General features: G+C 48.5%; 19 protein-coding genes and 2 pseudogenes. 8 read left to right on the top strand and 13 right to left on the bottom strand.

Annotated elements, in window-relative coordinates; all coding sequences use genetic code 11:
• Nucleotides 1–1305: 1305 nt before the first annotated feature.
• From METBU_RS0122335 to METBU_RS0122310, 6 genes and pseudogenes are all read right to left on the bottom strand, one after another.
• Complete coding sequence (locus METBU_RS0122335; protein ID WP_017842736.1) at nucleotides 1306–1692, bottom strand: type II toxin-antitoxin system VapC family toxin; 387 nt, start codon at nucleotides 1690–1692, stop codon at nucleotides 1306–1308.
• Nucleotides 1689–1937, bottom strand: coding sequence for a type II toxin-antitoxin system Phd/YefM family antitoxin (locus METBU_RS0122330; protein ID WP_017842735.1), 249 nt, complete (start codon nucleotides 1935–1937; stop codon nucleotides 1689–1691). The genes METBU_RS0122335 and METBU_RS0122330 overlap by 4 nt, the downstream gene beginning before the upstream one ends.
• Nucleotides 1938–2190: 253 nt before the next feature.
• Entirely contained in the window at nucleotides 2191–2502 is a 312-nt protein-coding gene (locus tag METBU_RS0122325) for a nucleotidyltransferase family protein (protein ID WP_017842734.1), read from the bottom strand.
• Nucleotides 2503–2752: 250 nt separating this feature from the next.
• Nucleotides 2753–3154 (bottom strand): annotated as a pseudogene (locus tag METBU_RS27825) (Rpn family recombination-promoting nuclease/putative transposase).
• A 396-nt stretch (nucleotides 3155–3550) separates the two neighbouring features.
• Nucleotides 3551–3736, bottom strand: a complete 186-nt coding sequence (locus METBU_RS27000) for a type II toxin-antitoxin system YafQ family toxin (RefSeq protein WP_235726440.1) — start codon at nucleotides 3734–3736, stop codon at nucleotides 3551–3553.
• 84 nt (nucleotides 3737–3820) lie between these two features.
• The gene (locus METBU_RS0122310) at nucleotides 3821–4084 is read right to left on the bottom strand and encodes a type II toxin-antitoxin system RelB/DinJ family antitoxin (protein WP_017842731.1); all 264 of its coding nucleotides are present in this window, start codon (nucleotides 4082–4084) and stop codon (nucleotides 3821–3823) included.
• A gap of 683 nt (nucleotides 4085–4767) precedes the next feature.
• Here METBU_RS0122310 and METBU_RS0122305 point away from each other — a divergent pair.
• A complete protein-coding gene (locus METBU_RS0122305; RefSeq protein WP_017842730.1) occupies nucleotides 4768–5547 on the top strand; it encodes an outer membrane lipoprotein-sorting protein in 780 nt (259 codons plus the stop codon).
• Nucleotides 5548–6038: 491 nt separating this feature from the next.
• On the top strand, nucleotides 6039–7799 hold the full coding sequence (locus tag METBU_RS0122300; RefSeq protein WP_017842729.1) for an AMIN domain-containing protein: 1761 nt from the start codon (nucleotides 6039–6041) through the stop codon (nucleotides 7797–7799).
• A gap of 137 nt (nucleotides 7800–7936) precedes the next feature.
• Here METBU_RS0122300 and tusC read toward each other — a convergent pair whose 3' ends face one another.
• The 4 genes from tusC to METBU_RS0122280 all read right to left on the bottom strand — a co-directional run bounded on the left by tusC (nucleotide 7937) and on the right by METBU_RS0122280 (nucleotide 11476).
• A complete protein-coding gene (gene tusC / locus METBU_RS0122295; RefSeq protein WP_017842728.1) occupies nucleotides 7937–8296 on the bottom strand; it encodes a sulfurtransferase complex subunit TusC in 360 nt (119 codons plus the stop codon).
• Nucleotides 8297–8299: 3 nt separating this feature from the next.
• Nucleotides 8300–8689 carry a sulfurtransferase complex subunit TusD gene (gene tusD, locus METBU_RS0122290; RefSeq protein WP_017842727.1) on the bottom strand — a complete coding sequence of 130 codons (390 nt, stop codon included), beginning with the start codon at nucleotides 8687–8689 and terminating at the stop codon, nucleotides 8300–8302.
• Between the two features lie 247 nt (nucleotides 8690–8936).
• Nucleotides 8937–9875, bottom strand: a complete 939-nt coding sequence (locus tag METBU_RS0122285; RefSeq protein ID WP_017842726.1) for a hypothetical protein — start codon at nucleotides 9873–9875, stop codon at nucleotides 8937–8939.
• Nucleotides 9876–9895: 20 nt separating this feature from the next.
• The gene (locus tag METBU_RS0122280; RefSeq protein WP_017842725.1) at nucleotides 9896–11476 is read right to left on the bottom strand and encodes a peptide chain release factor 3; all 1581 of its coding nucleotides are present in this window, start codon (nucleotides 11474–11476) and stop codon (nucleotides 9896–9898) included.
• A gap of 623 nt (nucleotides 11477–12099) precedes the next feature.
• On the opposite strand from METBU_RS0122280, the gene METBU_RS0122275 reads away from it, so the two are divergent.
• The 5 genes from METBU_RS0122275 (at nucleotide 12100) to METBU_RS0122255 (ending at nucleotide 16605) form a co-directional block, all read left to right on the top strand.
• Nucleotides 12100–12747, top strand: coding sequence for a DUF2959 domain-containing protein (locus METBU_RS0122275; RefSeq protein ID WP_026130387.1), 648 nt, complete (start codon nucleotides 12100–12102; stop codon nucleotides 12745–12747).
• 194 nt (nucleotides 12748–12941) lie between these two features.
• Nucleotides 12942–13895: a thioredoxin-disulfide reductase gene (trxB, locus tag METBU_RS0122270; RefSeq protein ID WP_017842723.1), complete on the top strand. Its 954-nt coding sequence runs from the start codon at nucleotides 12942–12944 to the stop codon at nucleotides 13893–13895.
• A gap of 389 nt (nucleotides 13896–14284) precedes the next feature.
• On the top strand, nucleotides 14285–14977 hold the full coding sequence (gene aat / locus METBU_RS0122265) for a leucyl/phenylalanyl-tRNA--protein transferase (RefSeq protein ID WP_017842722.1): 693 nt from the start codon (nucleotides 14285–14287) through the stop codon (nucleotides 14975–14977).
• Complete coding sequence (locus METBU_RS0122260) at nucleotides 14965–15684, top strand: arginyltransferase (protein WP_017842721.1); 720 nt, start codon at nucleotides 14965–14967, stop codon at nucleotides 15682–15684. The genes aat and METBU_RS0122260 overlap by 13 nt, the downstream gene beginning before the upstream one ends.
• Before the next feature lie 228 nt (nucleotides 15685–15912).
• Nucleotides 15913–16605: a hypothetical protein gene (locus METBU_RS0122255; RefSeq protein ID WP_017842720.1), complete on the top strand. Its 693-nt coding sequence runs from the start codon at nucleotides 15913–15915 to the stop codon at nucleotides 16603–16605.
• A gap of 644 nt (nucleotides 16606–17249) precedes the next feature.
• On the opposite strand, the gene METBU_RS0122250 is transcribed toward METBU_RS0122255, so the two are convergent.
• Nucleotides 17250–18482 carry a hypothetical protein gene (locus METBU_RS0122250; protein ID WP_138767191.1) on the bottom strand — a complete coding sequence of 411 codons (1233 nt, stop codon included), beginning with the start codon at nucleotides 18480–18482 and terminating at the stop codon, nucleotides 17250–17252.
• 793 nt (nucleotides 18483–19275) lie between these two features.
• On the opposite strand from METBU_RS0122250, the gene METBU_RS0122245 reads away from it, so the two are divergent.
• Nucleotides 19276–19938, top strand: coding sequence for a Fe2+-dependent dioxygenase (locus tag METBU_RS0122245; protein ID WP_017842718.1), 663 nt, complete (start codon nucleotides 19276–19278; stop codon nucleotides 19936–19938).
• Between the two features lie 344 nt (nucleotides 19939–20282).
• On the opposite strand, the pseudogene METBU_RS26990 reads toward METBU_RS0122245, so the two are convergent.
• Both METBU_RS26990 and METBU_RS0122235 read right to left on the bottom strand, forming a co-directional pair.
• Nucleotides 20283–20462: pseudogene (locus METBU_RS26990) on the bottom strand (transposase); the annotation flags it as partial.
• Between the two features lie 55 nt (nucleotides 20463–20517).
• Nucleotides 20518–21051 (bottom strand): REP-associated tyrosine transposase, encoded by a 534-nt coding sequence (locus METBU_RS0122235; RefSeq protein ID WP_017842716.1) that lies wholly within the window; start codon nucleotides 21049–21051, stop codon nucleotides 20518–20520.
• Between the last annotated feature and the right edge of the window lie 298 nt (nucleotides 21052–21349).

Below are 21349 nucleotides of genomic sequence, written 5' to 3'. Positions count from 1 at the left end.
GTCCCTTTGACCGACTATTTAGCTTTGCAACAGAACTGAAAGCCAAATTACAAGCACTTGTTTAAACATACCTGATTAGCAAGTTTCTTCAGCTAAAGCCCAAAGATCAGTATATCCCCTAGCAGGACGGGATTCGCAAGCCATGCGCGTCAAGCTAAAAACGGCCAACCCACATCACGCTATTTCCCAAGCTCCAAAGACTGTGAAAGTATTCAATATTATAAAATAACCATGAAGAGCATGAAGAATTAGATTGTTGATTTTATAGGATTTTTCTTCATTGTCTACAAGGTTAATAAATTTTATTATGATGCATTCATCAATACTTTCACAGCCTCTCCAGCTTGGGAAAGACACCCCGGAAGCTCCAGCATCCTGAGACCGACACAACCTCCGCACATTCTGAATCAAACCCGACTCGCTCGTTCAATCTTTCTTGATTTTCGGGAAGCTAGAGCTTCCTGAACAGGTTACCCAAGCTAGAGCTTGGGTAACAGCATATTTTAGTTTTTGCGACTAAGACTGATCCTTGCTCGGGAAAAAGGGGTCAGGTTCATTTAATCATTTACCCCTTTTGTCAAGGGACCCGCTCTAAACGTTTCGAGTATAGCCATAGCTTACCGAAAAGTTGGGGACGGGTTAAATAAGCCGTACTCAAGGTCTTAAAATAGAGGCCACGCATAAACATCCAGTGAAAATGCCAAGCCAAGTTTCCTCCAGCACGCAAAACATCAAAAGACGATAATCGTTTAGAGGCCGGCTAGAGTGTAAAATTTTCTGACACCATATAAGGAAAATTCGCCTTCTCACGAACCGGCTATGCCCTGCCTTGCCCAAAATCACGATGACATCATTGTTAATCCTATCGATTGGCCAATAATTTCATGTTTGCCACCCTATCAAGGCAACAATGCTCGCAAGCCATCCTTCGATTCACATCCTTCGCTCTTTCCCAAGCTCCAGCTTGGGAAAGACACCCCGGAAGCTCCAGCTTCGACATGCTCAGGGCAAGAGCTTCCTGAGACCGACACAACCTCCGCACATTCTGAATCAAACCCGACTCGCTCGTTCAATCTTTCTTGATTTTCGGGAAGCTAGAGCTTCCTGAACAGGTTACCCAAGCTAGAGCTTGGGTAACAGCATATTTTAGTTTTTGCGACTACGACTGATCCTTGCTCGGAAACTTGGCCTCGGCAAGCTGAAGCATCTTGCTAATCAGGTAAACATATAGGGGAAAAAAGGGTCAGGTTGAATTAATAATTTTATCCTGCCCCCCCTTTTTTCTGCCTTTTTCTCTAATCCAGTTTAAATCTTGATAATTGTGTCGTTATAGAGCGCTACCAAAGGATCGTGGGTCATTAAACGCATCGGCTCTACAAGCGCCTGAGCGACAAGTATGCGGTCGAACGGGTCTTGGTGATGTAAAGGCAGTTCTTCGACCGCTATCGTATGTTCCGCCTCGACAGCAAGGAAGCGATATCCGGATTCCTGAAAATAGCGCATCGCGTCTCGGCCAGAAACCGGCATGTCGCCTCGCCCTAGTGAGTGCTTGATTGCAATTTCCCAGACATTCGCCGCGCTGACCCAAACGGTTGCTTTGGGCGATACAATCAATTCACGCGCCTTTTGTGACAGTTTTGAGTTATCCGTGATAGCCCATAGTGCAACGTGAGTATCCAGCAGCAGATTCAATTCTGCACCTCGTCCATGAACAACCGAGCCACTTCGTCGTTATATGTATCAATGCTGTCCGGCACCACGAACAAGCCTTTTGCTACTCCAATCCGCTTCTCGGATGGCGCAGCATCTATCGGAACAAGCTTAGCAGCTGGGCGACCATTCCTGGCAATCACGATTTCTCGCTCTTGCCCTTGCTCAATGGCTTCTACTAAGCGGGACAGAGAAGACTTGGCTTGTAACATATTTACAGTTTGCATTACATTCCCCTTAAAGAACCTAGTCTAGTCTAGCTAATTACTCAAATCAATCAAGAATTCAACTAGGTAATTTTGCCGTTTACTTACTCTTTTCATGGGTTCGAAAAAACGAGTGTTTTATCGAACCCGGTAAATGTCAACGCAGTTGTCGCATAGTAGGCGATCACCGGAGTAGTCTGTATACGTTTTACCGGCCACAAATTCCAGAGTGGCTTCGGCTGCGGAGTGGGCGTCCCACAAAAAGGCGCGGGCATCACGCTGCATAAACCAACTCTCGGCTTTGTTCGATTTTGGCGCGCACGTAAGGGTTGCGGAGAGCAGCGGTTTCGGCCAGATCCACCTCACGGCCAATCAGTTGTTCCAGTTCCCGACGTAAGCCAAAAAAGGTATGCAAGGAGGGCGCTTGTCCTTCGCTGGCAAATTCCACCAAAAAATCGGCATCGCTCAAGGCTGGATCGAAATCGTTACCGCGCGCGGCAGAACCGAACACCTCCAGTTTGCGAACGTGGTAACGCCGGCACAGTTCGGCGATGGCGGGCTGATATTGCTGGATAGCGGAATGCATGCAGTATCTCCTCTGTCTGGTTAGATGCGTCCGATGATTCTACCGCAGCAATGCTTCGGCCAAAAAGCTTTTTCAAAAAAGGCAAAAAAGGTAGAAAAAGGGGTCAGGTTTATTTAATAATTTATCCCTTCCCAAGGACCCGCTCTAAACGCTTCGAGTATAACCAAAGGAGCCTGTCGAAGGGTGAATGGAAAAATCCTGGGTCGATAAGTTAAGCCGTCCATGGTTCGACAGACTCACCACGAACGGCTTAACTTAATGGCAGTGCCGGTGCGCTTGGGATGAAATTGAAGTCCAGGATATTGATGCTGATGGTTTTTTTAAGTTCACGAAACATCATGCCTTCGCTGAGCTGTTCTGTCACCAGCTTCGCCCAGTAGTAAATCGCGCGCTTGTCGAAGTTGTAGTCTTAGCTGATTTGCATTTCCACATTAAACCAACGCCCTTTCTCGCTTTTCGCCTTGATGTCCAGAATCGAGATTTTTCCGGCCTAGTAATACGCTAGGTTGTAGGGGTTTTTCAGCTCGACTTCGGCCACCCTATCCTCTTCGGAGACGATCGCATTGATCAGCGAGATCAGTAAGTCTTTGTTTTCTTCGCTGCCGAATAGTTTTTTGAAGGCGAAATCGACTCCGGGGTTTATTCTGCACATGGTTTTTCGTTCCAAGAACGGTGAAGAAACACGAGACTATCAGTCAAGATAAAAAGGTAAGGGGGCAAATAGAACCTCACTAGAATTATAGGCTACCTGCTGTTTGGCAAACTACCGCTTACGGTAAATACTTAACACAACAGTGTAAAATTTTTTGACACCGTAATATTTGGAGTCAAATAAAAAATCGGTGGCGCATGGACAGCAATATCGGGTGGAGATGACGTAAGCGCGCCCGTCGTATCCACCCGTTTAATTTAACATGGGATTTATAATACAACGGCGCGATACCTTTAGCGTATTACGTCTTAGTGTGCTGCCAAAAGACTTGGTTAGCCTATCGATGTGTATAGCGGAGAGAGAGCTCCAGCTTGCGTAAAGTTTGGGCGCGTTAAATTACAAAAGCCCGAGTTCACTGTGCGAACCGAGTCGGACAAGCCGAACAGTCGCTTCGTCCGGTTTCTGATAGATCAATACCAAATCTGGTTTGATGTGACAATCACGGTAATCTTTCCAATTTCCGGAAAGAGCATGGTCTTGGTGACGCGACTCCAGAAGCCGGTCATTTGCAAGACAATCCACAATCGGAAACAAGACACATCAAGTGTGGTGCGATGCCGACCTTTACTTTCGCGCTTGTAATCACGCTTGAATTGGCTTGTCCATTCAATCGTCCGCATTAAGGGCTGCTTTCAAGCCTGCGATGCTGTTGGCGCTAGGTAGATTACCCGCACGAGCCTCTTTCATGGCGGCGATGGTAGTGTCATTGGGAATGAACGGATCGAACGGCAAAACATGTTCTCGAGCAATCTTGGTCAGTAAAAGCCGCACGGCATCTGACACTGTAAGCCCCATAGCCGCCAGTACAGCAGCTGCCTCTTCCTTAATCTCCCCGTCAATACGGGTTAGTACAAGTCGGTTTGCAGGCATGATTATTCTCCCCTATTTCGAAATGAATGACGTTGTAATGCAAAAATTAATCAGATTCATCCGGTAATCCTAATTATTGCCGATTTGTAACTATTCAGGATAACGCTGGTAGCCGTCACGTGTAGGATGGGCCACGAAGCGTGCCAAAAAAGAGGTCAGGTTTATTTAATAATTTACCCCTTGCCAAGGACCCGTTCTAAACGTTTCGAGTATAGCCAAAGTATACCGGATCATTTAGGGCATACCGAAACTTTGGGGACGGTGTTATACCCATCGCAGATCAAAAATATCCCCCGGACAATACCGCAACCAGGCCGACTAGCTTCGAATGGCATTACGTATCAACTAAATTCCCTAGATTATGAACTATGATTAATGATCTTTGATCCTAAAAAGAGCAGTTGAGAGCCTCAAACTACCGTTCGCCCTAAGCCCTTCGGCTACGCTCAGGAGAGCCCCTTCGGCCACGCTCAGGAGAACCCTGTCGAAAGGTGAAGGGTAGTTTGAGGCTTCACCAGACCGGTGAAAGTGTTGTAGACCCTTCATGTTTCGACTTGGCTCAGTACGAACGGTCTACAACACATGCCAACTGCTCTTTTCAGGTTGATAGCTTTAGGCACCGGGTCTTTGACGAACAAAGTATATAACCTGGATTTATTCAAAAACTAACCTTGGCATTAAACATGAGAAACATACTTTTATTACTTGGTCTTTTCTTCATTACATCGCCGTGCCTAGCGCAAAGCGATCAAGAAAAAGGCTTGCAAATCATCGAAGAAATGGTCAAACGCGATAAAGGCTGGCAAGACAGCCAAGCCGAAATGAAAATGATCCTAAGAACCCGAAGCGGGAGCGAAGCCGTTCGCTTACTTAGAATCAACACGTTAGAAGTCTCCGGCGACGGAGACAAAAGCCTGACTATTTTCGATAGCCCGGGCGATGTGCGAGGAACTGCTTTTTTAAGTTATACCCATGCACTCGAACCGGACGATCAATGGCTATATTTACCGGCATTGAGAAGAGTTAGACGTATTTCGTCGAACAACAAATCGGGCCCCTTTCTCGGCAGCGAATTTGCATTCGAGGATTTGACATCGTTTGAAATTCCGAAATATGAGTACCGCTACCTTCGTGACGAAACAGTAGACGGCATTGATTGCTTCGTTGTCGAACTTGCCCCTCAATATCAACATTCCGGATATACCCGGCAGATATCGTGGATAGACAAAGAACGCTATATTCCAATAAAAGTAGAATATTACGACAGAAGAAACGCCTTATTGAAGACGCTCGAGAACAAAGATTATCGCCAACACCTAAACCAATACTGGCGAGCGCACGATATGTTGATGACCAATCATCAAAACGGCAAAAGCACCAGCCTATCGATCGAGAACATCGAATTTCGCACGGGACTCACCGAGCGCGATTTCGATCAAAATACTTTAAGGCGCGCGCGCTAGATTTCAATTATACTTTGCCGAGTATGCTTGGAAATCGTATAAAATTAGCGAATTAGCGCCATTATTTAAATTGTTGTCGTAATTCCCAGTGCTCCCAAGCTCTGCGTCACTACCATTAAGTTAACGTAAACCGTTACTGACCTCGTTCCCACGGAGGACCGCTCATCGTTATACATAAGTCAAAAATTACCCTTTTGCAAATCTTAACCAATGAGACCTCGATACCATTTTTTGTCGCCCAACGTTCCCGACTTCGAAATCGCGATCTGGGGATCGCTCCCACAGAGCACCCCACCCCCTTGTGGGAGCGACGCCTTCGTCGCGATTTCGAAGCCACTGATGTTCAATATCCGCAGCTTTATCAAACAGCACCGCTTCCAAGTATACGGCGAGCGGAGGACCGTGGGAGCCAGAAACAATAAAGGGTGGGCTAAGCAATTACGATACAAGCGAACACAAGAAGCATATTAGGCAACAACACTTAAAATCTTATGCGCAACACCCGACTTAAATATATCAGCTTGGCAACTTGCTTGGCATTTTCGGAAGCTGATGCACAACAAGTAGTGCTGGATTCGATCGATTACCAATCATCATCCCGTCAAGCCGTGATAGATCTTAGCATCGTTCATACGGAAGACCGTGGAAACCAGAAAACGCCCGAACTCAAGGCCTTTCTAATCGACAATCCGCCTCGTCTCGTACTCGATGTAAAAAACCTGAAACCTTCGGCACCGCTTAGCCAGCCATCTGCCGATCATCCCTATTTTCAACGCTTACGCAGCGCGCCTCGAAATAAAAACGATTTCCGGCTTGTCTTCGACTTAAAAAATCAAGCCAGCATACACGCATACACAATCGATATTAAATCAACCGCTCACGGCTCGAGCCAAATTACCCTAACAGACGAATCGACTTTAACCCGGAAACAAACCCCAAATACCTTCGAGCCATCGAATTATGCGCACTCAAATAGCGAACTCCATAAATACGATTTAACCGCCCCCCAACAATCAATAAACGACTCGTATCCTGGGAATTTCAAAGAAAACCGCATCGGCGCATCGAGCGACGAATCGTTTTTTAACGACTTGATATCCGATTGGGAAATTTCCGGCTATGCCGAAGTGGAAAGCCTAGGCTTTTTTCAAACCCCACTAGACAACCAACAACATAGCCACTATATTTCCGGCGCGATAAACCCCGAACTCTATCGAAGCTGGGATAACGGATCGCAAAGCTTTACCTTCTCGCCCTTTTATCGCTACTCCCAACACGACAGCCGCCGTACCCATTTCGATATCCGCGAACTGACGTGGCTAAAAGCCGCTGCCGACTGGGAACTGCGGGTCGGCTTCCGTCAAGTATTTTGGGGCGTCACCGAAGGCTTTCATCTGATCGACATCATCAATCAAACCGACTTTGTCGAAAACATCGACGGCGAACAAAAACTCGGGCAACCGATGATTAACCTAGCCTTGATTCAAGACTGGGGCACCATCGATTTGTTCTTACTAACCGGCTTCCGCGAAAGAACATTTGCCGGACACGAAGGCCGCTTAAGAACGCACCCGGTAACCTCAGTCGGAGACGCCCAATTTGAAAGAGAAGGCGTCGAAAAACACTTGGCTTACGCCGGCAGATATTCTCATTCTTTCGGGGATTGGGATGTCGGACTCGCACATTTTTACGGCACCGCCCGCCAACCGACGATGCTGCCTCGCTTCAATCAGTTAGGCGAAATTGAACGAATCATCCCGCTTTATGAAAACATCAATCAAACCAGCATCGATGTCCAAACGATCAAAGGCAGCTGGTTATGGAAGCTCGAAGCGTTAATGCGCTCGGGACAAGGAGACCGATTTTATGCTGCGACCGGCGGCGTCGAATATACATTCTTCGACCTCTTCGAATCGGGCGTCGACCTAGGTCTGATAGCGGAGTACATGTACGACAGCCGTGGCTACAATAATTTTCAGGCATTGACACAACAAGCCTTATTTCAAGACGACTTCTTAGCCGCAGTTCGCCTGGGCTTTAACGATATTCAAAACACCCAATTGCTTGCCGGCGTCATTTTCGACCGCACCCAAAACTCTAAAATATACAACATCGAAGCCAGTCGGCGCATCGGCAACGATTGGACCGCAGACATTCAAGTTCGTCTATTTCGCGGCATCCCGGTCACCGACCCGTTAATCATGTTCAGCGCCGACGACCATGTACGCTTTCAGCTTAAATATCATTTTTAGAAGAAGGCGCGCAGCGCGCATCCTACGATCGAAGAACACTCCGCATGACAACTCGCTATAGATGCTCCAGCGTCACGGCGCTTGCCCATGTTACGTTAAAGCGGGTTCGGTAGCGTTGAAGCATTAGAACGCTGAAATTAGCCTGCAAGAACCACATCGAATTCCTTCATATATCCGGCCACATCTTTGCGATAGATCTCTCGCACCGGCAGGCATAAATCGCGAGGCTTCAAGCCGCGCTCCTGCAAAGACTCAACTTCGACCCGTATGTCGTGAATATCGTAAATTTCCAACGCACCAAACACAGCCGCGGTATCCTTCATGCCAAAGCGATCCGGCTGCTGTCCATTCTTCAATTGAAATACGCCATCGTCCAGCAACAATAAGCTAACCGCTTGATCGAATGCCGCGATCGTCAATACGCTATCCAATGTTTCCTGCATCGAAACGCCATTGAAAGGAGGTTTACGCAAGACAAACAGAAATTTCTTATGCATAAACTACCCGAATACGATGCAACGGTCCGCTTGTAGAGTTGCTTCGACCCATTGCCCTAAACCGGAAATCCGAAAACCGTCGGCTAAATCGCCATCCTGTTTGCCGACTCGGCTAGCTTCGTCGGTATGCAGCAATCCGCGCCTTTGCGCAGCGGAAATGCAAACCACCAGATCGATTGCGTATTGTTTTACCAACGCACTCCACAGCTTCGGAAAATTAAGTTCGTCATCGGGAGGCATCGCATAGTTGAAGGCATGATAAATTCCTTCATGATAAAAAAATATGCGAAATACCGAGTGCCCTTCGGCCAATACTGAGCAAACGAATCGGTAAGCATGATAGGCACTGCCTGAACCAGTCGGGCTACTGTTGATTTGAATGGCGAATTTCATATCTTGTCTTAAACCAAACCCTAAGCGATGTTACAGATCATGCGTCGCACTAAACTTGATATCCGGCCAACATTGGCAGGACGGAGCTTGCAACCCCATCCTAAACGTTTCGACAGCGGCCAAAGCAAATCAAAACGTTGGGGACGGGTTAAATAACCCGCCCCGCCAAGAATAACCCGCCCCTTCAAGGCTTTGCCACTAGCGTTTGTCTTTTTGCGAAAGAGAGTAAAACACTGACCCATGTCCATTACCTGTGATGCCAATCGATCGCTCTGAGCGCCTCAATGGTATTTTCAACCTCGGGTAACAAATCATCCTTACATAACTCAAGGGCCTCCCCAATGCCAAACTGTATGATCGGCAACAACATGGCAGAAGGAACGTCTAAACCGTAACCTTCCATCAAGCGCGGAGCAATTTCAGCCAACAACCCCGCTAATTCCGTTTGAGCCTTACGATTGCTGTATTGCATTATCATGCCGTACCTGATTGCCAATCTTCGAAATTTAGCCTCCTCGGCAACGATAATCGAAGCCGCCTCATCATGCGTGAATCCGAATGTATCAGCAAAATTTTCGGCATAAGCCTTGACCAACAAATCCGGAAACCCTCTATTCCGGCTAATAGCGGCTACGATCATCCGAGCCCCGATCGCACGGTCATATTGCCGAATCAATAAATCGGCGGCGAATTCCACAAAAACATGCGAAACCTCAAGCAACATGTCATCGGCAATCCCGCCCCCCAAAAGCGCCAACCTGGACGCCAAGACTTCACTTAACTGAAGCGCCTTAGCGATAACATAGCGTTCCGGATCGTTATAAGGATTGCCATGAGCATAAACATCGGCACCATTTACATTGTTATGAGCCAAAAAACCCAACGCAACGGCTTTTTCGCGTTTCGTTTCGGCGAGGTCAAGTACCGGAAAAACCGTATCTAGCCCTTGTTCGGTCAATCCGTGAGTAACATCATAAAGATGTTGTATTTGCTCTATGGGGGTGTCGTACATTAAATTGAAAACGTCGCCCGCCATTTGACCATATAAAACGTTTGCGCCCAAAATCCCTTTCTCGCCCAATCTTGCGCCTATATAGGCATGTGTAGCTGGCCCCCACGAATAAACGGGCGCGGAAAACCCTATCAAGGCTAAAAAGATTCCAATAATCGATATGAAACGTTTCATAATAGGACTCCGAATTTAAATCATAACTCCCGCGTCGCACTAAACTTGATATCCGGCCAACGCTCCTCGGTCAATTGCAGATTGACGCGACTGCTGGCAACGTAAACCAAGAAACCGCCGCCGTCTTCGGCGAGGTTCTCGAAAGCTTTTTTCTTGAATTCCTCGAGTTTTGCCGGCTTATCGGAACTGACCCAGCGCACCGTCGAAATCGGCGCATTATCGTAGACGCATTCGACATTGTATTCGTTCTTCAGCCGGTGCGCGGTCACATCGAACTGCAGCACACCGACAGCGCCGAGTATCAAGTCGTTGTTCTTAAGCGGTTTGAACAACTGCGTCGCGCCCTCTTCGGTCAATTGCACCAGACCTTTTTGCAGCGCCTTCGCGCGCAACGGATCTTTCAACACGACGCGCCTAAAGAGTTCGGGGGCGAAATACGGTATGCCGCCGTATTTGAGCGTTTCGCCCTGCGTGAACGTGTCGCCGACCTGTATCGTGCCGTGATTGTGAAGGCCGATGATATCGCCCGGATAGGCTTCTTCGACGTTTTTACGGCTGTCGGCCTGGAAAGTCAGCGCATTCGCGACCTGGACATTTTTACCCGTACGGACATGATAGATCTTCATGCCTTTGTCGAATTTTCCGGAGCATACGCGTAAAAACGCGATGCGATCGCGGTGCGCGGGGTCCATATTGGCTTGTACTTTGAAGACGAAGCCGGTGAATTTATCCTCGTCGGGACGGACTTCCCGCTGTTCGGTCTCTCGCGGCAAAGGTGCCGGCGCGTACTCGGCAAACGCATCGAGCAATTCGAGAATACCGAAGTTATTGATCGCCGAACCGAAAAAAACCGGCGTCTGTTCGCCCTTCAGATATTTATCCATGTCGAACTCGTGACTCGCGCCTTTGACCAACTCTATTTCCTCGCGCAATTCGTCGGCCTGATCCTTCAGCAACTCATCCAAGTGATAATTATTGAGTCCTTTGATCACTTCAGCCTGAGCGATCTTCCCGCCGTGCTGCGGACTGAACAAATGAATTTCATCCTTGTACAGATGATAAACGCCTTTGAAGCGTTTACCCATGCCGATCGGCCAGGTCATCGGCGCGCATTCGATTTGCAAGACGCTCTCGACTTCGTCGAGTAATTCGATCGGCTCGCGCCCTTCCCTATCCAATTTATTGATAAAGGTCAAAATCGGCGTCGTGCGCAGACGGCAGACTTCCATCAACTTGATCGTTCTGTCCTCGACGCCTTTCGCGACGTCGATCACCATCAACGCCGAATCGACCGCAGTCAAGGTGCGATAGGTATCCTCGGAAAAATCTTCGTGTCCTGGCGTATCGAGTAAGTTGATGATGCTGTTGTTATGCTCGAACTGCATCACCGAGGTCGTAACCGAGATGCCCCGCTCTTTTTCCATTTCCATCCAGTCCGAAGTCGCATGACGCGCCGCTTTGCGCCCCTTGACGGAACCGGCCAACTGAATCGCGCCCCCGAACAGCAATAACTTTTCGGTGATCGTGGTTTTACCTGCGTCGGGATGGGAAATAATCGCGAAGGTGCGTCTGCGGTTCAGTTCTGAAAGTAACTCTGACATGGATGTTCAATAAATGAAAGATGGAATAAAAACGCCGAATTATACCGTATTATCAATTCCTTTGTATTTTCAATATAATGGCGCAAATTGGCTTGGCCGGTAGAGGTAGCCTGAAATGAAACACCGAATAAAAACTCATCGTAAGTATTCAGGTCATAGGCCACTGCCATTAAGTTAAGGATTTTTCCGTTCGCCCTGAGCCTGTCGAAGGGTGAATGGAAAAATCCTGGGTCGATAAGTTAAGCCGTCCATGGTTCGACAGGCTCACCACGAACGGCTTAACTTAATGGCAATGAGGTCATAGGCGCCAACTTAAGGAAGGAACGCATCATTCCGCCAGGGATTGGCGGAATCCAGGGCCACGGATGGCAATGCCTAGCTTCACACTCATGTAGGCAATCCATGCCGATATGACGAATAAAGCTATAAATACACTATAGTATAGGCACTAAGATGGCGCTTATGAGTATTTAGGCCTCCGCCACTGCTTCCCAAACTCCGGTTTAGGAAACCCTTCACGTAAGCTTCTGCTTACCGGTTTCATGAAGCTGGAGCTTCTCGTACTGCGTTCCCAAGCAAGAGCTTGGGAACGCGCGCAAAAAAACTCATTAATGGAGAAAACTATGACCCTTTTATATCGTTTGATCGCCGCTATGGTATTCATGAGTCTGTCGGCCTGCTCTAGCCTGTATTACAGCGGCCTCGAAAAAATCGGCATTCCGAAGCGGGATGTTATGGTACACCGCGTCGAGAAAGCCCGTGACACGCAAGAGGAAACCAAGGAACAATTTAAATCTGCTCTGGAGCAATTTACCGCATTGACCGACTTTAAAGGCGGCAATCTCGAGTCCACTTATAAAAAGCTTAACGGCGAATACGAAGCCAGTGTAAAAAAAGCCAATGAAGTCAACAAACGTATTCGCGACATCGAGGACGTATCCGGCGCGCTATTCCGCGAGTGGGAACAGGAAATCGGAGAATACAGCAGCGCTGCGCTAAAACGAAACAGCCAGCAAAAACTCGATGCGACAAAGGTGCATTATCAACAACTGATTAGCGCGATGAAACAGGCCGAATCCCGAATCGAGCCGGTCTTGTCGGTGTTCAAGGACCAGGTGATGTACTTAAAGCATAATCTGAACGCGCAGGCAATCGCCTCGCTCAAAGGCGAATTGGGGTCGATACAATCGGACGTCTCGGCACTGATTACCGCAATGGAAAAGTCGATCAACGAAGCAAACGCTTTCATCAAGACAATGGAAAGCAAATAGCCGGCCATACATAGAAGCGCCGATTCACTATTCACTATTCACTATTCACTATTCACTATTCACTATTCACTATTCACTATTCACTGCTAACTGCTAACTGCTAACTGCAAACCAATTAGCATTACAGACAGAAGTTATTCGGACAGTTATAATCGGCCTATTTTCGATACAGTTCAATTGCAGGAGACATTTTAATGACCGACACCAAACATTGCCGCCTTTTGATTTTGGGTTCCGGCCCCGCCGGTTATACCGCAGCCGTCTATGCGGCACGCGCCAATCTCAACCCGGTCATGATCACCGGAATGCAGCAAGGCGGTCAATTGACGACGACAACCGACGTCGATAACTGGCCCGGCGACGTGGAAGGATTGCAAGGCCCCGACCTGATGGAAAGAATGCGTCAGCATGCCGAGCGCTTCAACACCGAAATTGTTTTCGACCATATCCATACTGCCGACTTATCGGCGCGCCCTTATAAACTGACCGGCGATTCCGGCGTTTATACCTGCGACGCATTGATCATCGCCACCGGCGCTTCGGCGAAATATTTAGGCATGGAATCCGAAGAAGCCTTTAAAGGCAAAGGCGTATCTGCCTGCGCGACCTGCGACGGCTTCTTCTATAAAAACAAACCCGTTGCAGTCATCGGCGGCGGCAATACCGCGGTCGAAGAGGCCCTCTACCTGTCCAACATCGCCTCGCAAGTCACGATCGTACATCGCCGCGACAAATTCCGTTCGGAAAAAATTCTGTCCGACAAACTGATCGAAAAATCGAAAAACGGCAATGTCGTGATCGAATGGGATCATACACTCGATGAAGTGCTCGGCGACGACATGGGCGTGACCGGCATCCGAATCAAAAGCACCAAGACCGGCGAAACCAAGAATTTGGACGTACACGGCGTATTCATCGCGATCGGTCATACACCCAATACCGACATTTTCCAAGGCCAACTCGAGATGGACCACGGCTACATCAAGGTCAAAACCGGCCTGCAAGGCAACGCGACCGCGACCAGCGTACCGGGCGTATTCGCGGCCGGCGACGTGATGGATGCCGTTTACAAACAAGCCATTACCTCGGCCGGCGCGGGCTGCATGGCGGCGCTGGATGCCGAGAAATACTTGGATGAAATGGAATAACTGAACGAACTGCAAATATCGCTAAGCACTCCCACGCTGGATCGGTAGGAACGAGTAAAATATCAGGGAGCGGTGCCGTTTGATAAACCTGTAGATATTGAACGTCAGTGCCTTTGAAATCGCGATCAGGGGATCGCTCCCACTGAACGCCTGCCTCCTTGTGGGAGCGACGCCTTCGTCGCGATTTCGAAGCCGGGTACGTTAGGTAACAATAAATGACATCGAAGTCACATTAGCTAAGATGGCAAGACGATGAGCGTAGAGCATGGGAACGGTGGAATTCTTTCACAGCCTCGAACCCTTTAATACATTAACGGCAAGCGGCGCTGTACCGGAACGGTGAAAGCCGGCGGAATATAAGGACAATCATTCGATAAAACCATGAAACCATGCAATTGACCGTACTCGACCCGTTTCGTTCGAATCAGCCGTTTCCTCCGCTATATAAAGCCCTCGAAGAACCTAACGGCTTACTGGCGCTAGGCGGATGTTTATCTACCGAACGCCTGCTCAATGCCTATCGAAACGGAATATTTCCGTGGTACAACCCCGGGGAACCAATCCTTTGGTGGTCGCCCGACCCCAGATTGGTTTTATTTCCGGACCGGGTGAATATCTCCCGAAGCCTTGCCAAAACCTTGCGTAAAGGACTATTCACCGTTACATTCGACCGTGCCTTCGACCAAGTCATGGCTTGCTGCGCCGAGCCGCGCCAAGCGTCTTCAGGGACTTGGATCACCGATGAAATGATGCAAGCCTATCAAGACCTACATCATCAAGGCTTGGCTCATTCGGTAGAAACTTGGTTCGACGGCGAACTGGCCGGGGGCTTGTACGGCGTCGCGATCGGCCAAGTTTTTTTCGGCGAATCGATGTTTCACAAACGAACCGATGCCTCCAAAGTTGCCTTCGTGACCTTGGCCAGACAATTAAAACAATGGGGCTATCGACTCGTCGACTGCCAAGTACAAACTCAGCATTTGCTGAGCCTGGGCGCCGAGGAAATCCCCCGCTCCGAATTTTCCGCGCAGCTCAAACGCTATTGCCCGGCAAAACCTTCGACAGACGCATGGCAAAACTGACGACCACGATACCATTGTTTCTTTCCGAAAAGCATTCGTGCAGTTATCTGGACGACCGGATTGCCTGCTCGGCATTCGTGCATCCTTCCTTCGAGCTCAACAACGCCTTCTATTCACGCTTGATCGAACGAGGCTTTCGCCGTAGCGGCGATTATGTTTACGCCCCTCGCTGTCCGCAGTGTCAAGCCTGCACCCCTGCCCGGCTTCCGGTAACCCAATTTAAACCCAAACGCAATCAACAACGCTGTTTAAAGAAAAATCAAAACACGCAAACCGTCATTAAGCCGGCTCGGTTCGAACAAGCGCATTACGACCTGTATTTGCGCTATCAAGACAGCCGCCATAGCGACGGCAGCATGGCGAATTCAAGCCCGGAGGAATATTTAAATTTTTTGGGCAGCCGCTGGTGCAATACTTTTTTCGTGGAATTCCTGATTGATGAACAATTGATCGCAGTCGCGACTATCGACCGGCTAGATAACGCGCTATCGGCGGTCTATACCTTTTTCGACCCGGACTTCTCACATTTAAGCCCCGGCATGTATGCCGTGCTCTGGCAGATCGAATGGGCCAAGCAATTGAAACTGGACTGGCTGTATCTGGGCTTTTGGATCAAAGATTGCCGAAAAATGGCCTACAAGATCGAATACCAACCGATAGAACTGCTGATCGATAATGTCTGGCAAGCGTTCGATTTTAGCTGCTAAACCCGGAATATTAAAGGACTGGTACCCTGCTGGGTCTTTATCGATAATTTCGATTTGCACATAGATTCCAACCGTAGGCAAAACCCGGAGGCTACGCTGCGCGTACCATGGTAACCCGAACTAATATTTACATTGACTTTCTCAGATAATAAGAGTAATAGACTACTTAAATCGGATGAAAATAAATGCCGTAATGGTATTTACATAAAACAATAAAGGAGATTTGTTATGAAACTCAAAAGCGTAATCGAAGCAGCCCTATTCGCAATCATCTTAGGGCTAAGCAGCACGGCGTCGGCAACGGAGCAACCTTATCCCGAAGGATGTTATAGCTGGGACACAGGTAATTTGTCGATAGTGATCAATATCCCTCGCCTAGTGAGAGTCAATGTGGGCTTACCGGGCGTGGGTTTAATGGGAATGGAGCATAGCTTTACCTGGGGCGGCGATTACTTTATGCCGCTACCGTTCTTAGACTTATTACAAAATTACAGCGGAGATGATCTCGAGGTACCTGCCGGGCTTAATGGCACATGGGAAATGGGTAGAGGCCGGAGTTTCAGTGTTGATGTCCAAGATATTGACGAATTGGCTGAAATGCTTGACGACCTTGGAATGACCTATAATCTAACAAAAAGATTCAACGGCACCGTCTCCAATGACGGCAATGTGATCAAAGGCAATTTTTTACTGGGACTTGTCGTTCCCATGCAGGATCTAGGATTACCAGGCAGAGCACAAGTCAGGATCGCAGGCCGATTCGCAGGGGAAAGACAATCACCAATCCCTTGCCCGATCCCTGTTTCAGCCAGCGCCGCCATACAAGAAGAAGATAGGGTAGACGCAAAAAACACCAAGACCACAACATTCGGTCAAATATTTATTAACATGCTACGCCAAGCACAGGCACAGCCCAAGTAAACACCCCATAAGCGCCAACATAAGGAAGGAACGCGTCATTCCGCCAGGGATTGGCGGAATCCATGGCCACGGATGGCAATGAGTAGCACCACTTCCATGCAACATGGGTATCGACAACCCATACCGATATGACGAATAAAGCCATAAACGCACCATAGAATAAGCACTACTATACTCCAGCAATTCCCAGTTTGAGCAGTTTCGCCGATTTTAGGGTGTGGGATATGCCTGTCGAGGAACGCCGTAAACCCATCCATGGGGACTTGGCGGCAGCTCGAACGCCAAGGATGGCGTGAATGCAGATTTTGCAGGAGCAAAAATCTGCCCTGCTGCCGACATCCTCGCCAAGCATACCCCACACCCTTTTTGATCTCCAAATTGGGAATTGCTGCTATTCTTCTTCCTGATTAGCAAGATGCTTCAGCTTGCCGAAGCCAAGTGTCCGAGCGGAGGCCAGTTGTAGCCGGAGGCACTTCTGCGGGACGGGTTATTTAACCCGTCTCCAATGTTTCGGTTTGCCCTAAACATTTCGGCTGACTTCGGCCAAAGTCAAAACGTTTAGGACGGGGTTGAAAACCCCGTCCTGCTAGGGATATCCTGGTTTTTGGGCTTTAGCTGAAGAAACTTGCTAATCAGGCTATTCTTTATAACGACGCCCGGTTAGCTTTACTCAATTGCCGGGCAACTTTATAGAGCAAATCTACATTAAGGTATGTCAACTGGCCTTGTTGAGCCAGTTTAATCAATTGGGTCAGGCTACTACGACTTCGGGCGTCTAAACCGCTAAGATTCAATGTCGCTTCTTCAGGTTGACGCTTAGCGCAAGTATGATCTGGTGTTTGGTTGGTTTCAAGCGACGGAGTGCGCCACAAACGCTCCGGCGGCAACAACTTAGCTTGCTTAAACAGGCGCTTCTCCAACGGACCTAAGCCGGTCTGTTGAATAAGATCTTCTAGCCTTTCGGCTATCAAAACCTCTTGATGCTCATTAACCAACAGTTGCTCACTCTCCTTACTAACGACTTTGGTCACTTTGGGTTGAATGCGATGCAACAACCAGGCTCCAAGACGTTCGCCATAAAGCGTCAGGCAGGTTTCAGGAATATCGGGATTATTGGCTTGACGTACTTGAGCTAAATAAGTCACATCCACCTGTAGATCTGCTTGGCCGGTTCGTTCCAAAACTCGAGTTTCAACCGATCCAAAATGACCGATGGGACCGGTTGCGATCCAGTCAACCAACCCTTCTCGATACGTAAGCTGTTGACTGCGCAACCAATCGAGGAGGGTTTGATGCAAAGCCTCAGTCAAAGGCAAGGACGCCTCGTTCGAAGGTAATGCGGTTAACTTACCATATACAGGCAACCACCCTTGACCGGCAGAATTCAGAGTGCGTAACCAAGGCACATCTGATGAAAGCACGACATGATCGATCTTGTGAAGCCTATAGGTTACTGCCTCCTGAACGATTGCACCGGCCGCGGCGCTGTCGGGTCTAATAGGCTCTGAAAATACCATCGTAGAACATTCACCCCCTCCCTCATCGAACATACCGTCCGCCCCCTCCATCGGCAGACTTGGCGGCCAGTCTCCTATCGCAGCCCAAGAATTGCTAACAAGAGTTAGATGCATTCCAAGCGGGCTTACCGCATCATCGGGTAAAAAATCAACAGCTATATCCAGCTGCAGAATCCGACTGCACCCCTGACCCAGAAGCCTGAACCGAATTGGGGTTACCTGACCACTCGTAACCCGGCTAGTCAAACTAACGCTAGGCAAGCCATGCGCCAGACAATCATCATCTAGCCTCAGCACCGAACAATGGTTGGACGAGCCGCCCTGATCCTGATTGGTTTCTGCGCTTGAGTCTGTATTCATCGATTTTACGCTCCGATTAAGATTCAACTCAAATTATAACAGATAGGACTTAACCAACTCCTTATTGATCGAAACACCATCTACTTCAGCAATTCCCAGTTTGAGCAGTTACGTCGATTTTAGGGTGCGGGGCATGCCCTCATAAGCGCCAACTTAAGGAAAGAACGCGTCATTCCGCCAGGGATTGGCGGAATCCAGGGCCAAGGATGGCAATGCGTAGCACCACTTTCATGCAACATGGGTATCGACAACCCATACCGATATGACGAATAAAGCCATAAACGCACCATAGAAAAGACACTAAGTTGGCGCTTATGGGGTATGCCCCTACCTTCACTGCCATTAAGTTAAGGATTTTTCCGTTCGCCCTGAGCCTGTCGAAGGGTGAATGGAAAAATCCTGGGTCGATAAGTTAAGCCGTCCATGGTTCGACAGGCTCACCACGAACGGCTTAACTTAATGGCAGTGGCCCCTACCCTACGGAGAAATTTATCAAACTGGAAATACTGCTGGGTTCTCAACAACTAACTTTGTTGCGATAATTAGCCACGATCAGCTCTCGTTTGAGCCATCTAATTGTGCCACTCCCTTTATACTCACAAACCATATAAAAGTATGGGGTGTGGCTAGCGAGGATGCCAACCCTAGGGATCGCTGCTGTCAAGCCCCCATGAATGGGTTTGCGGAGGTCCTCGTTAAACACATCCCATACCTTTTATTCTTAGACGGTTTTTCGATCAAAAGGGATTAGGGCTACCTTTCCTGTTTAAATAACCAAAAAGTTGAAATTCTCATGGATTCAGTATTTGTAATTAAAGATATACTTACCACCGAGCAAGTGGCATCAATATGCAACAATCTTAATCAAGTTGAATTTGATGATGGTAAAGTCACTGCCGCCGGCATGGCTAAAGCAGTTAAAAATAATCAGCAAGTAATGGTGGATAAAGTCCCAGATTTGATGCCTTTGTTGTCCAAAGCCATTATGGCTAATCCGTTATTCAATGCTGTGACCATGCCCCGCGCCATCGTCAATGTCATGCTAAGCCGCTATCAGCCCGGTATGGAATATGGGACTCATACCGACTCCGCCATTATGCCCGGAGGCAATCGAGCCGATATTTCGTTTACTTTATTTTTATCCAGTCCCGATGCCTACGAGGGCGGTGATTTGGTACTAGAAACCGCTTTAGGCGAGCAACGCATAAGGCTAAATGCGGGCTCGCTGATTCTTTATCCGACCGGTGAATTACATCGCGTTAGCCCTGTTACACGAGGCGAGCGTATTGTCATTGTGGGATGGATACAGTCGCGCATACGCGATTCCCGTAAACGCCAGATCCTGCTGGACCTCGACAGCGCTCGTAAACACTATCTCGAAAAAGTCGGCCATGACCGCACGGTTGATATAATGTTAAAAACCAGTATGAATTTACGCAGGATGTGGGACGAATAGGACAACCATAGGCTTTAGTCTCCTGCCTCGTTCCCAAGCTGGAGCTCTCATCGTTATACATAAGTCAAAAATTACCCTTTTGCAACCTTAACCAATGAGACCTCGATACCATTTATTGTGACTTAACACTTTCGGCCTCGAGATCGCGATCAGGGGATCGCTCCCACAGAGCGTCCGCCGCTCTCTGTGGGAGCGACGCCTTCGTCGCGACTATCGAAGCCAGTAACGCTCAAACACCAATAGCCTTTCCGGACAGCACAACAATTTAGCGCTCGGTCGCTACTTTTTGCCTCGTTCCCAAGCTCCAGCTTGGGAACGCCTACCCTCAAGCTCTGCTTGGTGGCCTAATGCAGCAAAACAATCGGCAACAAAGAACCTTCCCCGGCATAAGCCCGCGCACTTGAATAACGCCAATGTTCCGGCAAATCTACATAACCGCGTTTGACCGGATTGTTATGAATATAATCCAAACGCTGCCTTAACATCGTGTCATCATGTATTTCTTCCGGATGTGAGCCTTCTTGCCTCGTTCCCAAGCTCCAGCTTGGGAATGCCTACCCTCAAGCTCTGCTTGGTGGCCTAATGCAGTAAAACAATCGGCAACAAAGAACCTTCCCCGGCATAAGCCCGCGCACTTGAATAACGCCAATGTTCCGGCAAATCTACATAACCGCGTTTGACCGGATTGTTATGAATATAATCCAAACGCTGCCTTAACATCGTGTCATCATGTATTTCTTCCGGATGTGAGCCTTCTTGCCAGAATTGATACTGACTTTCGGTTTTGTGCTTGCGCTTGTAATACGCAAAATACTTCAGCAGCGTGGTTGCCTTGCGTTGTTCCAATAAATCGAGAATCTGTCTGGCAGTAAAGGATTTGAATTGTTGTATCCGTTTGCTGTGCTGGCTGCCGCTCGCGATGAAATGCAAATGATTTTCCAGGACAACATAGGCATGGAGCCTGAAATCGGTGTTATCTTGCAACCAAATGAAACTGTCGAACAAGAGTTGCACACTATCCGGGCGAGTGAAAACCGGCTGCCAACCGGCAACCGTTAAGGTATGAAAGTAAGGATAGGATTCGTTCAGAATTTTATAGCGGCTACGTCCCATAGCTTTAATGTGCCTAGAAAACTGGGATTCGTCAAGCAGAGCTTGAGGGTAGGCGTTCCCAAGCCGGAGCTTGGGAACGAGGAAAGTTCCGGCTGGGGATCGAGGCATCTGGGAAGTTCGAAGTCACGGTTTCGCGCATAAAAAACCGCCGCCGGTTGCCCGGGGCGGTTTTTTGGCCCTCGTTCCCAAGCTCCAGCTTGGGAATGCCTACCTCCAAGCTCTGCTTGGCGGGTTTCCTTGCGGGTGAGTGGGTTTGGGCAGTCTTTGTGTTACGTTGCCCCGGTATCGGTTCCCACGG

It is taken from the genome of Methylotuvimicrobium buryatense 5G (genome assembly GCF_000341735.1).
In the GTDB taxonomy this organism is placed as follows: Bacteria; Pseudomonadota; Gammaproteobacteria; order Methylococcales; family Methylomonadaceae; genus Methylotuvimicrobium; species Methylotuvimicrobium buryatense.
Note: the sequence above shows the minus strand (reverse complement) of the source record. Positions and strands in the feature narration are given on the sequence as shown.

Coding starts and splice junctions, on each gene's coding strand:
- METBU_RS0122310 (WP_017842731.1), bottom strand. CDS start 4,084: ATGCCTGCAAACCGACTTGTACTAACCCGTATTGACGGGGAGATTAAG.
- METBU_RS0122245 (WP_017842718.1), top strand. CDS start 19,276: ATGGATTCAGTATTTGTAATTAAAGATATACTTACCACCGAGCAAGTG.
- METBU_RS0122275 (WP_026130387.1), top strand. CDS start 12,100: ATGACCCTTTTATATCGTTTGATCGCCGCTATGGTATTCATGAGTCTG.
- METBU_RS0122300 (WP_017842729.1), top strand. CDS start 6,039: ATGCGCAACACCCGACTTAAATATATCAGCTTGGCAACTTGCTTGGCA.
- METBU_RS0122255 (WP_017842720.1), top strand. CDS start 15,913: ATGAAACTCAAAAGCGTAATCGAAGCAGCCCTATTCGCAATCATCTTA.
- aat (WP_017842722.1), top strand. CDS start 14,285: ATGCAATTGACCGTACTCGACCCGTTTCGTTCGAATCAGCCGTTTCCT.
- METBU_RS0122260 (WP_017842721.1), top strand. CDS start 14,965: ATGGCAAAACTGACGACCACGATACCATTGTTTCTTTCCGAAAAGCAT.
- tusD (WP_017842727.1), bottom strand. CDS start 8,689: ATGAAATTCGCCATTCAAATCAACAGTAGCCCGACTGGTTCAGGCAGT.
- METBU_RS0122305 (WP_017842730.1), top strand. CDS start 4,768: ATGAGAAACATACTTTTATTACTTGGTCTTTTCTTCATTACATCGCCG.
- METBU_RS0122325 (WP_017842734.1), bottom strand. CDS start 2,502: ATGCATTCCGCTATCCAGCAATATCAGCCCGCCATCGCCGAACTGTGC.
- tusC (WP_017842728.1), bottom strand. CDS start 8,296: ATGCATAAGAAATTTCTGTTTGTCTTGCGTAAACCTCCTTTCAATGGC.
- trxB (WP_017842723.1), top strand. CDS start 12,942: ATGACCGACACCAAACATTGCCGCCTTTTGATTTTGGGTTCCGGCCCC.
- METBU_RS0122235 (WP_017842716.1), bottom strand. CDS start 21,051: ATGGGACGTAGCCGCTATAAAATTCTGAACGAATCCTATCCTTACTTT.
- METBU_RS0122330 (WP_017842735.1), bottom strand. CDS start 1,937: ATGCAAACTGTAAATATGTTACAAGCCAAGTCTTCTCTGTCCCGCTTA.
- METBU_RS0122250 (WP_138767191.1), bottom strand. CDS start 18,482: ATGAATACAGACTCAAGCGCAGAAACCAATCAGGATCAGGGCGGCTCG.
- METBU_RS0122285 (WP_017842726.1), bottom strand. CDS start 9,875: ATGAAACGTTTCATATCGATTATTGGAATCTTTTTAGCCTTGATAGGG.
- METBU_RS0122280 (WP_017842725.1), bottom strand. CDS start 11,476: ATGTCAGAGTTACTTTCAGAACTGAACCGCAGACGCACCTTCGCGATT.